The 14,275-nt window shown below is 73.0% G+C and carries 10 protein-coding genes and 2 tRNA genes; 4 read left to right on the top strand and 8 right to left on the bottom strand.

Annotation, left to right across the window (positions count from 1 at the left end; translation table 11 throughout):
• Positions 1–8: 8 nt before the first annotated feature.
• From ACFW48_RS30445 to ACFW48_RS30430, 4 genes are all read right to left on the bottom strand, one after another.
• A complete protein-coding gene (locus ACFW48_RS30445; protein ID WP_386320205.1) occupies positions 9–1,568 on the bottom strand; it encodes a sensor histidine kinase in 1,560 nt (519 codons plus the stop codon).
• On the bottom strand, positions 1,565–2,305 hold the full coding sequence (locus tag ACFW48_RS30440; RefSeq protein WP_386320203.1) for a response regulator transcription factor: 741 nt from the start codon (positions 2,303–2,305) through the stop codon (positions 1,565–1,567). Before ACFW48_RS30440 ends, ACFW48_RS30445 begins: the two co-directional genes overlap by 4 nt.
• A 92-nt stretch (positions 2,306–2,397) precedes the next feature.
• Entirely contained in the window at positions 2,398–3,297 is a 900-nt protein-coding gene (locus ACFW48_RS30435) for an amidohydrolase family protein (protein ID WP_386320200.1), read from the bottom strand.
• A 144-nt stretch (positions 3,298–3,441) separates the two neighbouring features.
• Positions 3,442–4,323 (bottom strand): DUF2797 domain-containing protein, encoded by an 882-nt coding sequence (locus ACFW48_RS30430; RefSeq protein WP_386320198.1) that lies wholly within the window; start codon positions 4,321–4,323, stop codon positions 3,442–3,444.
• A 46-nt stretch (positions 4,324–4,369) separates the two neighbouring features.
• Between ACFW48_RS30430 and ACFW48_RS30425 the strand changes: the two genes are divergently transcribed.
• Positions 4,370–4,729, top strand: a complete 360-nt coding sequence (locus tag ACFW48_RS30425) for a winged helix-turn-helix transcriptional regulator (protein ID WP_386320196.1) — start codon at positions 4,370–4,372, stop codon at positions 4,727–4,729.
• Positions 4,730–4,747: 18 nt separating this feature from the next.
• Here ACFW48_RS30425 and ACFW48_RS30420 read toward each other — a convergent pair whose 3' ends face one another.
• The 3 genes from ACFW48_RS30420 to ACFW48_RS30410 form a co-directional block, all read right to left on the bottom strand.
• The gene (locus ACFW48_RS30420; protein WP_386320194.1) at positions 4,748–6,235 is read right to left on the bottom strand and encodes a peptidoglycan D,D-transpeptidase FtsI family protein; all 1,488 of its coding nucleotides are present in this window, start codon (positions 6,233–6,235) and stop codon (positions 4,748–4,750) included.
• Between the two features lie 163 nt (positions 6,236–6,398).
• Positions 6,399–6,471 (bottom strand) — tRNA-Arg (locus ACFW48_RS30415).
• A gap of 200 nt (positions 6,472–6,671) precedes the next feature.
• Positions 6,672–6,762: transfer RNA gene (locus tag ACFW48_RS30410), tRNA-Ser, on the bottom strand.
• A 168-nt stretch (positions 6,763–6,930) separates the two neighbouring features.
• Between ACFW48_RS30410 and ACFW48_RS30405 the strand changes: the two genes are divergently transcribed.
• Complete coding sequence (locus tag ACFW48_RS30405; RefSeq protein WP_386320191.1) at positions 6,931–7,398, top strand: SSI family serine proteinase inhibitor; 468 nt, start codon at positions 6,931–6,933, stop codon at positions 7,396–7,398.
• A gap of 199 nt (positions 7,399–7,597) precedes the next feature.
• Positions 7,598–12,151 (top strand): PAS domain-containing protein, encoded by a 4,554-nt coding sequence (locus tag ACFW48_RS30400; protein WP_386320188.1) that lies wholly within the window; start codon positions 7,598–7,600, stop codon positions 12,149–12,151.
• A gap of 13 nt (positions 12,152–12,164) precedes the next feature.
• Here ACFW48_RS30400 and ACFW48_RS30395 read toward each other — a convergent pair whose 3' ends face one another.
• Positions 12,165–12,752: a TetR family transcriptional regulator gene (locus ACFW48_RS30395; protein WP_386320185.1), complete on the bottom strand. Its 588-nt coding sequence runs from the start codon at positions 12,750–12,752 to the stop codon at positions 12,165–12,167.
• Between the two features lie 133 nt (positions 12,753–12,885).
• On the opposite strand from ACFW48_RS30395, the gene ACFW48_RS30390 reads away from it, so the two are divergent.
• Positions 12,886–14,112, top strand: coding sequence for an MFS transporter (locus ACFW48_RS30390; protein WP_386320183.1), 1,227 nt, complete (start codon positions 12,886–12,888; stop codon positions 14,110–14,112).
• Positions 14,113–14,275: the final 163 nt, after the last annotated feature.

Genomic DNA, 14,275 nt, shown 5'->3' with positions numbered 1-14,275 from the left:
GACTCTTCTCAAGTCCCCTGTCGTGCCCGTGTGGTGACGCTGTGCCGTGCCTGTGAGTGCTGCTGCCACTGCGTTTCGCCGGCCGGGAGCGCCGGCAGGTGCACGGTGAAGACCGTCCGCCCCGGCACGCTGTCGACCGTCACGGCACCGCCGTGCGCGGACGCCACGGCCTGCACGATGGCGAGCCCGAGCCCCGTCGAGCCGGTGGCGCGGGACCGCGCGGAGTCGCCGCGCGCGAACCGTTCGAAGACGCGCGGCAGCAACTCGGCCGGGATGCCCTGCCCGTTGTCCTCGACGTCCACGCACAGCCAGGCACCGTCGGCCCGCACGCGCGCGGTGACGGTCGTACCGGGCGGGGTGTGGTTGCGGGCGTTGCCCAGCAGGTTGACCAGCACCTGCTGGAGCCGGGCGGCGTCCGCCGACACCAGTGCCGGTTCCTCGGGCAGGTCGAGCCGCCAGTTGTGGTCGAGCCCGGCCGCGCGGGCGTCGCTGACGGTGTCCACGAGGAGCGGTACGAGGTCGGTCCGCTCGAACTGCAACGGCCGCCCGGCGTCCAGGCGGGCGAGCAGGAGCAGGTCCTCCACCAGCAGGGTCATGCGCCCGGCCTCGGACTCGATGCGGCCCAGCGCGTGCCGGGTGTCGGGGCCGACCTGTTCCCGTCCCCTGCGGGTGAGTTCGGCGTACCCGCGGATGGAGGCGAGTGGCGTACGCAGCTCATGGCTGGCGTCCGCGACGAACTGCCGGACCCGCGTCTCGCTCGCCTGCCGTGCGTGCAGCGCGCCGTGCACGTGGTTCAGCATCCGGTTGAGCGCGGCACCGACCCGGCCGACCTCGGAGTGCGGGTCGCACTCGGACTCCGGGACCCGTTCGTCGAGGTTCACCTCGCCCGTGTGCAGGGGAAGTTCGGAGACGCGGGTGGCGGTGGCGGCGACCCTGCGCAGGGGGCGGGTGGCGACACCGACGATGACGGTACCGGCGAGGGAGGCGGCGATGAGGCCGGCGGCGGTGACGCTGACTTCCACGAGGATCAGGGTGTTGACGATGTTGTCGGTGTCCTCCGTCGGGAGGGCGACGTAGAACTCCCCGTCGTTGCCACTCTGGTACAACACGCGGTAGTCGCCCAGCCCGGGGATGTCCACGGTGTGCGGGTTCTTGTCCTTGGGGACGGAGTCGAGAGTCGCCAGCCCGCTCTCGTCGAGCACGACGGCCTCGGCCGTCTTGACCCCGTTCTCCTCCTTGGCCCGGCTGACGAGGCCCTCGGTGGCCTCGCCGTCCTCGACGGTCGCCCCGATGGTGCCGATGGCCTGCGGGCCCTTGACGACGAACTCGAGCGGGTCGCGGTCGTCCAGGGGGTTCGGGCCCGGGCCGGGACGGCCGTCCGCCGGACCGCCCACGGCCCGCATCGACACGTCCCACAACTGGTCGTCCAACTGGTCGTACAAGTGCGACCGCAACGCCACCGTCGTCACCGTGCCGATCACCGCGCACACCACCGCGATCAGCGCCACCGACGCGACGACGAGCCGCGTCCGCAGGGTCCGCGGCCGCGGTCGTCGCCGTCCGCTCATGACGCGGCGGGCTTGATCAGGTAGCCGGCACCGCGCCGGGTGTGGATCATCGGCTCGCGACCGGCGTCGATCTTCCGGCGCAGGTAGGAGATGTACAGCTCGACGACGTTGGCCTGTCCGCCGAAGTCGTACGACCACACGCGGTCGAGGATCTGCGCCTTGCTCAGCACGCGCCGCGGATTGCGCATCAGGAACCGCAGCAGCTCGAACTCGGTGGCGGTGAGGTGGATGCCGTCACCGCCCCGGGTGACCTCGTGGCTGTCCTCGTCGAGGGTGAGGTCGCCGACGACGAGTACGGACTCGGCGCGCCGGTCGGCGGCACCGGTGCGCCGGATCAGCCCGCGCAGCCGGGCGACGACCTCCTCCAGGCTGAACGGCTTGGTGACGTAGTCGTCCCCGCCGGCGGTCAGCCCGGCGATGCGGTCCTCGACCGCGTCCTTGGCGGTCAGGAACAGCACCGGCACGTCCGGCAGGTCGCGGCGCAGCCGCCCCAGCACGCTCAGCCCGTCCATGTCGGGCAGCATCATGTCCAGCACGACGGCGTCGGGCCGGAACTCGCGCGCGGCCTGGACGGCACCGTGTCCGTCCCCGGCACTGCGGATCTGCCAGCCCTCGTAGCGCAGGGCCATGGACAGCAGCTCGGTGATGGACAGCTCGTCGTCCACCACGAGCACCCGGACGGGGCTCCCGTCCGGCCTCAGCAGTTCGGTGCGCCCCTGGGGCGAGGTCGTGGTCATACCGGACACGATGTCGGGGCGCTCTGAGAGCACCCTTTCCCCAAGCTGTGATTTCTCTGAGAAACCCACAGAGGCCTCTCGGGTACTGTCCGTCAGGCTCCTCGGTGGCCGGCCAGCCCGAACAGCCGGGCCGCGTTGTCGTGGCACACGCCCCGCAGCCACGCGTCCCCCAGTTCCAGCCGCTCCAGCGCGCGCAGCTGGTGCAGGTAGGGGTACGGGATGTTGGGGAAGTCCGACCCGAGCAGGATGCGGTCGCCGAGGCCGGCCAGCCGGGGCAGTGCCCGTCCGGGGAAGGGGGCGAGACGCTCGCTGAAGTCGGTGAACGCCATCGTCGTGTCCAGCCGCACTTCGCCGTACCGCTCGGCGAGGTCCAGGAAGTCCTCGTACTCGGGCATCCCGAGGTGCGCGACGACCAGCCGCAGCCGGGGGTGCCGCGCCAGCACCCGCGCGATGGGCTCGGGCCCGGTGTGCTTGCCGGGTGCGGGCCCGGAGCCGCAGTGGACGACGACCGGCACGCCCGCCTCGGCGAGCACGCCCCAGGCCGCGTCGAGCAGCTCGTCGGCCGGGTCGTACGCCCCCACCTGCACATGCGCCTTGAAGACCCGCGCCCCCGCCTCGACGGCCTCGCGGACGTACGTCTCGACGCCCGGTTCCGGGAAGAGGGTGGAGGTGTGCAGGCAGTCGGGGGTCCGGCGGGCGAAGTCCACCGCCCAGCCGTTCAGCCACCGTGCCATGCCCGCCTTGTGCGGATACAGCATGGCGGTGAAGGCGCGCACCCCGAACTTCCTCAGCAGCGCCGCGCGTTCGCCCTCCTCCTGCCGATAGGTGATCGGCCACTCCACTCCGCCGGTCAGCGGCCCGAGGGCGTCGAAGTAGCCCCAGACCTTGCGCAGCACCCGCTCGGGCATGAAGTGGGTGTGCACGTCGACCAGTCCGGGCAGCTCCAGCTCCTCCCAGAACCGGCGGACCTCTCCGGCCTCTTGATCACTCATGGGGCCACGATCGCGTCCCACGCGCCCGCGGACAAGAGGGCGAGGGGGCGAGGCGTGAGGGGCCCGGGAGTGAGGGGAGAGGAGGGAGCCGGGGACGAGGGAAAAGGAGGGAGCCGGGGGGAGAGGAGGGAGCCAGGGACGAGGTCAGAACAGCCCGTCCTGTACTCCGGCCGCTCGTCTGAGCTCTCGCACGGGCACGGCGCACGGCTCGCCCTCGGCGGACACCAGCTCCCACCCCGTCATCAGCCGCGTGTCCAGCACGACGACCCCGCGCTCCGTCGCCAGATGCAGATCCGGCCCGGCGGCCGCCACCAGGTCACCACCGATCGCCCCGCCCACCACCAGCTCGGCCACCTCCCCCACGGCGGCCGGCCCACGGCCGTCCCCCTCGATCCCGAAGACGCCCGCATGGTCCACGCCCCGGAACGGCTCCGGCGTCAGCGACTCCGGCCAGCCGCCGAGCGCCACCGCCCGCGCGTGCAACTCCGCGATCTCGGCCACCCGCTCCGCCTCCGTCTCCGGCAACCCGGCCCGCACCGCCCGCTTGTGGGCGTACGGAATCCGGTCGGGCACGCCCAGCGCGGCCCGCAGCAGTTCCTCGGTCCGGCGCGCGGACATCAGGGGCCCGCGACCCAGCCAGCTGAAACAGACGGCCCCCTGCTCCAGCAGCCGGGCGGCTCCCCGCTCGTACGCGGTGATCCCCACCTTGACGAGGCCCGGTCCGAACCACGCCAGATAGACGCGGTACGGCCGCGGATCGTCCGCGATCGTGTCGGCGGCCACGGAGTGCGCCCGGTCCAGCCGCGCACACTCCTCGCACCGCGCCCCCGTACTCCGCCCCGTCACACCGGCCCGCACCGGACACGCGTGCCCCCGCGCTCCCACGCATGTCCGCGCACCCCCCTCGGCGACCCCGAAGGCCACCCGCTTCCCCCGGGACAGCGCGCTGCCGCGGCCCCCGACCCACGTCAGCACGGGGCCTTCGCCCGTCCAGCGAAGTCCCGCGCACTTCCATGCCTGTGCCATCGCCGTCGAGACTAGAGGCAGCCACTGACAACGGCGGAAGTACCGTATGGACATGGCAGAGAGTGAGCCGATGTGCCCCGAGCGGCTGGTCATGGAGCACGTCACCAGCCGCTGGGGCACCCTGATCCTGATCGCGCTGCTGGAGCGCCCGTACCGCTTCAGCGAGCTGCGCCGTGAGATCGGCAGGGTCAGCGAGAAGATGCTGGCCCAGACCCTGCGCACCCTGGAGCGCGACGGTCTGGTCCACCGGGACGCCAGGCCGGTGATCCCGCCCCGCGTCGACTACTCCCTGACCGGCCTCGGCCGTGAGGCGGCCGAGCAGGTCAGGGACCTTGCGCTGTGGACGGAGCGGCGGATGGCGGCGGTCGAGCGGGCCCGCGAGGCGTACGACGCCGCGGGCGCCTGACCACCACCGCCTCCGGCGTCACTGCTTGAGGACCGCCTCCATGACGCTCTTGGCGATGGGCGCACCCAGACCGCCACCGGAGATGTCCTCACGGGAGATGTCCATGTCGGTCGGGTCGATGAAGACGGCCACGGCGACGGAGGACCCGTCGTCCTTCTTGCCGTAGGAGACGAACCAGCCGTACGGCACCTCGTCGTCCACGTTGACACCGCGCTGCGCGGTGCCGGTCTTGCCGCCGACCGTGATGCCGTCGATCTGGGCGCGGCGGGCGCTGCCCTCCTTGGCGGTGAACTCCATCATCTGCTGGACCTTCTGCGCGGTCTCGGCGGAGACCGCCTCGCTCATCACCGCGGGCTCGGTCTTCTCGAGGGTGCCGAGATCGGGGCCCTTGACCTCGTCGACGATGTACGGCTGCATCACCTTGCCGTCGTTGGCCAGCCCGGCGGTGACCATGGCCATCTGCATGGGCGTACTGGTGAGGCTGCCCTGCCCCATGCCGGTGAGCGCGGTGCCCGGCGCGTCGAGGTTCTCGGGGTAGAGGCTCTTCGTGGCGAGCAGGTCACCGAAGTCGTCGGAGTAGACGTTCTCGTTGAAGCCGAACTTCTCGGCCGTCTCGCGCAGCTTGTCCTGGCCCAGCTTGGAGGCGGCGTCCAGGAAGACGTTGTTGCAGGAGTACTGCATCGCGGTCTTCATCGATGCCTTGTTGCAGACCGCGTCGCCGGCCTCGCTGCCGATCTTGTTGGTGGACTGGGGCAGGGGATACGGGGAGACGGCGTCGGTACGGGCGTCGACATCGGTGACCACCCCGTGCTCCAGCGCGGCGGCCGCGGTGAGGATCTTGAAGGTGGAGCCCGGCGGGTAGGTCTCCCGCAGCGCGCGGTTGGCCAGCGGCTTGTTCTTCTTCTTGTCCAGCGCCACGAAGCGGTCGGACTCCTTGAAGGTGCTGCCCGCGAACACCGACGGGTCGTAGGAGGGCGCCGACACCATGGCCAGCACCTTCCCCGTCGCCGGGTCCAGCGCGACCACGGCGCCCCGCGCGCCCTTCAGGTCGGTCAGCCCCTTCCAGGCGGCCTTCTGCGCCTTCGGGTCGATGGTGGTGACCACCGACCCGGCCCGCCGGCCCTCACCGCTGACGACATCGGCGAACCGCTGGAAGGCCAGCCGGTCGTCCTTGCCGGTCAGGATGGAGTCGTAGGTCTTCTCCAGCAGCGTCATGCCCTGGGCCTGCGACGCGTACCCCGTCACCGGCGCGTACATCGGCCCGTCGACGTAGGTGCGCTTGTACTTGAGGTCGGTGCCCTCGGTCTCGGTGGAGCCGGTGATCGCCCGGCCGCCGACGATGATGTCCCCGCGCGCGGTGGCGAACTGCTCGATCTGCACCCGCCGGTTCTTCGTGTCGGAGGCGAGCTCCGGGGCCCGGACGTACTGCAGCCAGTTCGCGCGGATCAGCAGGCCGAGCACCAGCAGCCCGCAGAAGATCGCCACGGCCCTCAGCGGCTTGTTCACCGACGTCCTCCGTCGAGGCTCGGCCGGATGGATATCCGGATGGATATGAAGAAGCGTCCTCGCAACATGGGCACACCCTAGACACAGTCGCGAACGGCGATCACCCCGGCGGTGGAACGCCAGAGGCCCCGTCGATCACCTCGACGGGGCCTCTGCTCTGCTGTGCACTCGGCAGGATTCGAACCTGCAACCTTCTGATCCGTAGTCAGATGCTCTATCCGTTAAGCTACGAGTGCTTGTCTTGTTCAGTTTTACCGCCGCTCCCGGCCCTTTCGGCCCGCTCGCGGCGACAGGAAGAACATTACATGACTGCCGCCGCCATGTGAAATCCATTGGCCGCACCGCTTGTGACCTGCGGAAACGAGCTATCGAGACCAGACGTGCCCGGACAGCACCGAAGCCCCGGCCGGGTGGGCCGGGGCTTCGATGATCCGTGCGGAGGCGGAGGGATTTGAACCCTCGATGGGCTTTAAGACCCAAACCGCATTAGCAGTGCGGCGCCATAGACCGGACTAGGCGACGCCTCCAGACAACATCACCTCTCGCGTGCGAGCGCGAGTGGCGCGTGCCGATGATGACACAGTTGAGCGCGCTGTCACCAATCGACCCCTACGGTACTAGGCGGGCAGGCCGCAGGGCAAAGCCCTTACCGCCCGGCCGCGCAACGTCCGGCAGGTCGGCGCGTTAGTCAGGTCATGTTCCAGCTCACCCGCCTCCCCGCCGCCGCCCGTCTCCTCGGCGCCGCCGCCCTGTCCGTCGCCTCCCTCGCTTCCCTGTCCGCCGCGCACCCGGCCGCCGCCGCTACCGAGGCGCCGAGCGTCGATCACCTGACGGTCACCGTCCGGGACGCCGGCGCGGGCGCGGACGGCACGTACGAGCTGTACTGCCACCCCCACGGCGGCAGCCACCCCGACCCGGACGGCGCCTGTGCCGTCGTCGAGCGCGACACGCGGTGGGGAGAGGACACCTTCGCCCCCGTCCCGGAGGGCAGCGTCTGCACCATGCAGTACGGCGGTCCCGCCACCGCGCACGTCACGGGGACCTGGGCCGGACGCCCCGTCGACGTGACGTACGACCGCCGCGACGGTTGCGAGATCTCCCGCTGGGACCGCATGGTGCCGCTGCTGCCCGAGGTGGGACCGCAGGCGCGGGGACGGTCGTAGGCGCTCCGGTACGGCGCCGGGAGGGCGGTGCGCGGGCGCTCGGTCACACGTTCTGCGTCACTTCCTCGTGCGTCGTCCCTGCCATCCCACACCGCCCGCCCGGCCCCAACCCTTAGACTCCCTCGCGTGACACGCTGCGGACCGATTGGCAATATGGCCCGGGCGGTCGGCAAGTGCGGTAACAGGAGGGAAGCGTCTCGTGAGCAGCAGGCCATCCCGAGGCACTGCTCGCCTCGCAGCCATACTGGACGCTCTGCCGGACGCGTTGGTACTGGTCAACGCCAACGGCACCGTCGTCAACGCCAACACCATCGCGCTGGAGGCCTTCGAGACTCCGGGCACCGCGCTGGTCGGGCGCGGGCTGCTCGATCTGCTGCCGCAGTTCGACTCGCGGCTGATCCCCGGGTCCATGCGGCGGCCGGACCACATTGATCCGCGGGCGCGTACCAAGCCCACGCGGATGGTCGCCCGACGCACCGACGGGACCGAGTTCCCGGTCGAGGTCACCAGCGCCAACCTGGAGACCGGCCAGCAGGCCTACGACAACTACGGCTACACCGGCGACGAACTCCTGATGCTCGTCGTCCGCGACCTCTCCGGCACCGTCGACACCGAGGCCGAGCTGGCGCGTTCGCAGCGGCAGACCGAGATGATCCTGCGGGCCGCGTCCGAGGGCGTCGTCGGGACCGACACCGACGGACGGATCGTCCTCGTCAACCCGGCCGCCGCCCAGATACTGGGCTACCGGGCCAGCGACCTCGGCGGCCGCGAGCTGCACACTCTCATCCTGCACTCCCGGGCCGACGGCTCACCCTTCCCGTACGACGAGTCCCCGCTCGCCGACACCCTGCGCTCGGGTCGCAAGCACCGGGTGCGCGGGCAGGTGGTGTTCGCCAAGAGCGGCGACCAGCTGCCGGTCGACCTGACGACCGCGCCCGTGCGCGACGGCGACCAGCTCGTCGGCGCCGTGATGACCTTCACCGACCGGCGCCCCTACGACGCGCTCGTCAAGGAGCACGAGGAGGCGGAGCAGCGGCACGCCGAGGAACTGGAGCGGCTCGCCGAGGAGCACGCCTCCGAGCTGACCGCGCTGCGCCAACAGCACGTGGCCGAGCTGGAGGAGCTGCGGGAGAAGCATGCGGAGGAGGTCGCCGCGGACGCCGACCGCTACGCCGCGCTCGGTGAGCGGGAGAAGGACCGCTACGAGGCGATCGCCGCCCGGCACGAGCAGCTGCTCACCCTCCTCGGCGGCTCCCTGCGCGGTCCCCTGGACGAACTGCGGCAGGAGCTCGCCGCACTGGCCGCGGACGACGCCGGGCAGCTGTGGCCCGAGGCCAACCAGGTGCTGCACCACCTCTCGGCCGGTTACTCGCGCATCACCACCCTCATCGACAACGTCCTCGGCTATCAGCGCCTCGACGTCGGCAACGAGAACGTCTCCCGTTCGAAGGTGATGCTCGACGCCGTCGTGGCCGCCGGCGTCGACGGGGCCGTGGAACTGATCGGGCCGGGACGGGTGCAGTTCGCCGTGCACGCGCCGCCCATCGAGGCCGAGGTCGACGTCCGGCTGCTGGCCATCGCGCTCGCGCATCTCGTCGCGGACGTGGCGGGCGTCGACGCCACCGGCAACTCGCCCGTGTCGGCGACGGGCGGCTACCTGGACAACACCGTCGTGGTCGCGGCGGCGCAGCGCGGCGAAGTCGTACGCATCGAGGTGCGCGGTCCGTACACCGGCGGTGACCCGGTGCACGAGCCGATCGTGCGGGGAATCGTGCGGGCGCACGGTGGCGTGCTGCAGACGCACGAGGTGCCGGGCATGAGCGGCAACGCGTACGTGCTGGAGGTGCCGATCGGTGGTGGGGCGGGGGCTGTTGGGGCCCAGGCCCCGGGCCCGGTCCAAGGACAGGCGCAGGCGCAGGCACAGACGCAGGCACAGGCACAGGCCGCCGAGGTCGAGGGTGCCGCGGGTGCGGGCAGCGCCCTGGCCGTTCAGGAGCCGTCCCCCGGTGGCGGGCGGCGGCGGGCTCGGCGGGCGTCCGTCGACGCGTTCCTCGGGAGCGAGGTCGCGGGCGCGGCGGGCGAGGGCGACGAAGGGGCCGTCACCGGTCCCGAAGGCTCGGGTACCGCACCGACCGGACGGCGCAGGCGGCGTGCGGCTCAGGCTCAGGAGCAGGTCCAGGGATCGCTGGAACAGGTCCAGGGGTCGCTGGAGCAAGGGCAGGGGGCGCTGGAGCAGGTCCACGGATCGCAGGGACAGGTCCAGGGGTCGCTGGAGCAAGGGCAGGGGTCGCTGGAGCAGGTCCACGGTTCGCAGGGACAGGTCCCGGTGTCCGTACCGCTTCCGGTTCCCGCGCAGGCGGCGCCGGGCGAGGGGTCCGGCGGTACCGGACGCCGGCGCGGGCGGTCCGCGGAGGCCGTCGGTGCCTCCGTCGAGGGACTGCCCCAAGGCCTGCCCCCCGGGGTGTCCGAGGGCGCCGTCGTCATGGCCGGCGAGCACGGCGGAGGGTCCGCGGCCTCCAACACCGGTCTCGGCGGGACCGTACCGCCGCAGGGTGTGCCCGCGCCCGGCGGTCGGCGCGCCCGGCGGGACGGTGGTGAGCAGCAGGCGCTGCCGCCGGCCCTGCCCGCGCAGGCCGGCGAGTCGGACCCGGACGACGCGTCCCGGCCGACCGGGCGCCGGCGACGTGCCCTGGCGTCCGCGAACGAGCGTGCCGCCGCGCAGGAGGCGGCGCCGCGTCAGGTGTTCGCCCTGCCGCCCGCCGACGCGGACCGGCCGTCCGACGGGGACGGGACGGTGGAGCCGCACGGGGCAGCCGGCGCCGCAGCGCCCGTGACGGCGCCCACGGGGCAGCTCCAGGTGCCCGGCCCGGCCGCTTCCGGGGACGCCCCGCTCGACGACGGCCGGCACGACGCCGTACCGCACGACCAGTCCGACGACCACACCCCGCCGCAGCCGCACCCGGCCGAGGCACCCACGGGACGGCGTCGCCGGGCCGGTGCCGCCGCCCAGCAGCCCGAAGAAGCGGTGCCGGCGTCGACGTCGCAAGGTGGCCGTCCTGCGCAGGGCGGCCCCGTGCAGGGGACACCTGTGCACGGAGCCCCCGCGCAGGGAGCCCCCGTACATGGAGTCCCCGCGCAGGGAGCCCCCGTACCTCCGCAGAACACCGCCGCACAGCACCCCGCCGCGCAGAACACGGCCGGTCAGGGCGTACCCGCTCAGGCCGCACCAGCACCCGAGTCCGCACCAGCACCTGCCGCCCACCCCGAGTCGCCCCAGCCCGTCGAGGCCACCGCCGACACCGCGCAGCCCGCTGCCGCCGGTCAGCCGGCCCCGCAGCCGTGGCCCGCCACCGCGGACGCCACGGACGCCGGCACCCCCGTACCCCCGAGCGGCACCACTGGCCCCGCCCCTGCCGCGCCCCCCGCCTCGACGCCCCCGCAGGGCGTCCCCGCCTCCACGCCGAGCCGGGGAACCCCGCTGCCCCCGGAGAACGCTCCCGCTCCGCGCGCGGCGCAGCCCCTACCCGCCGAGGCGTCCGCGCCCGTCGACCCGAGTTCGACGCAGGGACAGGCGATCAGCGTGCGGACGCTGGGCCAGGGCGTGCCGTTCAACCGGCAGGCGGTCCAGGTGCAGCAGCCGTCGGCCACCCCCGCCCCGCACCAGCCGGGCGGCTCGGGCCGGCGCCGCAAGCTGGGTACGCCGCCCGACCCGGCCGCGACGCGCTCGGAACCGTCGGCCCGCCCGCATCCGTCGGCCGAACAGCCGCCCGCCGCGGCGCAGCCGAAGGCCCAGCAGCAGCCACAGCAACAGCCCCAGCCCCAGGGCCGGTCGCAGGGGCAGGAGCAGCCGTCGCCGGCCGGCGGTCAGCCCCGGCGCGCGCCGGTCACCGAGGGCGCCGGACGGTCGTACGCCATAGGAGCGCCGGACAAGAACGCCGCCGAAGGGCCCGAGCCGCTGGACGGGCCCGGCGGGGCCGTGGAGGTGGCGGACCCGCCGCGTCCGCAGCCGATGGACGACGAGCTGCCGCCGGAGCCGCTGGACAATCCGCGCCGGCTGCTGGTGTGGCCCGCGCCGGACGTCTCCACGCAGCAGGCGCTCAGCGACCGCGGCTACCGGCCGGTGATCGTGCACTCGCGCGAGGAGGTCGACGCGCAGATCGCGGCGTTCCCCGCCGCGCTGTTCGTGGACCCGCTGACCGGGCCGATCACCCGTACGGCGCTCCAGTCGCTGCGGCAGGCCGCCGTGGCGGCCGAGGTGCCGGTACTGGTCACGGCCGGGCTCGGACAGGCCTCGCGCGATGCCGCCTACGGCGCCGACCCCGCCGTACTGCTGAAGGCGCTCGCGCCCCGGGACAGCGAGCAGCACCCGCCGCGCGTGCTGTTGATCGAGGAGCACGCGGAGATCGCGCTGGCGCTGACCGCGACGCTGGAGCGGCGCGGGATGCAGGTGGCGCGGGCGGCGAGCGACGCCGACGCGGTGACGCTGGCGGGGCAGTTCCGGCCGAACCTGGTCGTGATGGACCTGATGCGGGTGCAGCGCGGGCAGGCCGGGTACGCCGGGATCATCGACTGGCTGCGCGCGAACGGGCAGCTCAACCGCACCCCGCTCGTCGTCTACACCGCCGCCGTCGACCAGGCCGACCTGCCGCGGCTGGCCTCGGGCGAGACGGTGCTGTTCCTGGCGGAGCGTTCCACGAGCGGCGAGGTGCAGTCCCGGATCGTCGAGCTGCTCTCGCGGATCGGGACCAACTGACGCCGGTCCGGGTTCAGCAGCCCCGGCCGGAGACGATCCTGCGCGCCGCCTCCTTGATCGAGGCGCGCAGGCGGTCGGCGTCCGTGTCCTCGCCACCGACCAGGATGCGCTTCATCTGCGGCACGACGGACGCCCAGTTGGTCATCGCGACCAGCAGGAAGAGCAGGTCGGGCGCCGGGATGGCGTCGGTGACCACGCCGCGCGCCTGGCCGTCCCGTACGGCGGCGACCTTGCGGACGTAGTGGTCCTGGCGTTCGGCCTCGTGGGGCAGCTCGGCGGTGCCGTACTCCATGCCCTCCCAGAAGAGGAGGCGGATCAGCTCGGGGTGGGCGGTGTGGTAGTCCATCAGGCGGTCGATCCAGCCCTCGATGTCGTCCGGGTCGACGGGGACGGAGATCGCGAGGTCGAGCATCTTCTTCTCGAGGACGGAGGCGAACAGCTCGCTCTTGTTGCCGTAGTAGGCGTAGATCAGCTGCTTGTTGGCCTTGGCCTCGGCCGCGATGCGGTCGATGCGGGCGCCGGCGATGCCGTAGCGGGCGAATTCGGCGACCGCGGCCTCGAAGATCCGAGCCTTGGTGGCCTCGGGGTCCCTTGCTCCCATGGGGACAGGGTAGCGGGGCGGGCGCGGTAACCAACTATTTGGTTGACAAGGCGGAGGGAGGCGGATGACACTCCGGGAGTTGCTTCCAACCAACCAGTTAGTTGTTAGTGCGCTCGAAGGAGTCGCTCCGCCCATGTCGTCACCGTCAGCCGCCACCACCCGGACCACGCCGGAGGGCGAGGTCCGCGACGCGCCCCGGAAGAGGCCGTCCGCCTCCTCCCGTCTCTTCCTCCCCCTGATCGCCGTCTGCACCGCCGTCACGGCCGCCAACATCTACCTCGCGGCGCCGCTGCTCCCCCTCATCGCCCACGACTTCGGTTCCACGCCCTCGGCGGTGGCCTGGCTCGCCTCGGTCGCGCAGTTCGGTTACGCGGCCGGCCTGCTCTTCTTCGCCCCGCTCGGGGACAGCGTGAACCGGCGCCGCCTGGTCGCCGTCCTGGCGCTGGTCGCCGCGGCGGCCCTGGTCGTCGGCGCCGCGTCGGCCGGGACCGGCGCACTCGCGGGCGCCGTCCTGGTCGCCTCGGCCGCGACCGTCGTCCCGCAGCTCCTGGTCCCGCTGGTCGCCGAGCGCGCCCCGGCCGACCGCCGGGCCCGTCATGTCGCGGCCGTCATCGCCGGCCTGTTCACCGGCATCGTGGCGGCCCGCGTGCTCGGCGGACTGGTCGGGCAGGCCTACGGCTGGCGCGTGGTGTTCGTGGGCGCGGCCGTCCTGACCGCCGTACTGGGGCTGGCGACCGCGTACGTCCTGCCCGCGGAACGGCGCCGGCGTGAGGGTTCGCTGTTCGCCGGGCTCGCCGCGCTGCCCGGCGTGGTGCGCCGCTCGCCAGACCTGTGGCGCGCCTGCGTGCGCCAGGCGGGGATGTACGGCGCCTGGAGCGCCCTGTGGACCTCGCTGGCTCTGCTCCTGGCCGGGGGCGACGGCTACGGCATGACCACCGCCGCGGCCGGGCTGTTCGGCCTGTTCGGGCTCGCGGCGAGTGTCGTCGCGCCGCTCGCGGGCGGCCTGGTCGACCGGTTCGGCGCCGCGAGGGTCGTACGGTCCGCGTATCTGCTCGCCGCCGTTTCGGTGCCGCTGTTCTGGCTGGGCGGGCAGGCGATGGCGGCCCTGTGCGCGGCGGCGGTCCTGGTGCACGCCGCCCTGGTCGCCTCACACGTCGCCAACCAGACCCTCGCCCTGACCACCACCTCCGCTCCGGCCACCGCCAACACCGCGTACGTCGTGTCCGGCTTCGCGGGCGGCGCCCTGGCCTCGGCACTCGCGGGCCCCGCTTACGGCCACTGGGGCTGGGGCGGGGTCTGCGCGGTGGCGGGTGCGTGGCTGGTGCTGGGGTGGGCGGCGACGGTCGTACGGACGCGGTGAGCACGGACGCGGTGAACACGGACGCGATGAGCACCGACGCGGTGAACACGTGCGCGGTGAGCACGGACGCGGTGAACACGGACGCCGGAAGCGCTCACGCCGGGGCGGGTGCCGCCCGGCGTGAGCGCGGGGGCGGGTGCCGCCCGGCGTGAGCGCGGGGGCG

The organism is Streptomyces sp. NPDC058812, from assembly GCF_042744565.1.
In the GTDB taxonomy this organism is placed as follows: domain Bacteria; phylum Actinomycetota; class Actinomycetes; order Streptomycetales; family Streptomycetaceae; genus Streptomyces; species Streptomyces thinghirensis.
Note: the sequence above shows the minus strand (reverse complement) of the source record. Positions and strands in the feature narration are given on the sequence as shown.

Coding starts and splice junctions, on each gene's coding strand:
- ACFW48_RS30445 (WP_386320205.1), bottom strand. CDS start 1,568: ATGAGCGGACGGCGACGACCGCGGCCGCGGACCCTGCGGACGCGGCTC.
- ACFW48_RS30440 (WP_386320203.1), bottom strand. CDS start 2,305: ATGACCACGACCTCGCCCCAGGGGCGCACCGAACTGCTGAGGCCGGAC.
- ACFW48_RS30435 (WP_386320200.1), bottom strand. CDS start 3,297: ATGAGTGATCAAGAGGCCGGAGAGGTCCGCCGGTTCTGGGAGGAGCTG.
- ACFW48_RS30430 (WP_386320198.1), bottom strand. CDS start 4,323: ATGGCACAGGCATGGAAGTGCGCGGGACTTCGCTGGACGGGCGAAGGC.
- ACFW48_RS30425 (WP_386320196.1), top strand. CDS start 4,370: ATGGACATGGCAGAGAGTGAGCCGATGTGCCCCGAGCGGCTGGTCATG.
- ACFW48_RS30405 (WP_386320191.1), top strand. CDS start 6,931: ATGTTCCAGCTCACCCGCCTCCCCGCCGCCGCCCGTCTCCTCGGCGCC.
- ACFW48_RS30395 (WP_386320185.1), bottom strand. CDS start 12,752: ATGGGAGCAAGGGACCCCGAGGCCACCAAGGCTCGGATCTTCGAGGCC.
- ACFW48_RS30390 (WP_386320183.1), top strand. CDS start 12,886: ATGTCGTCACCGTCAGCCGCCACCACCCGGACCACGCCGGAGGGCGAG.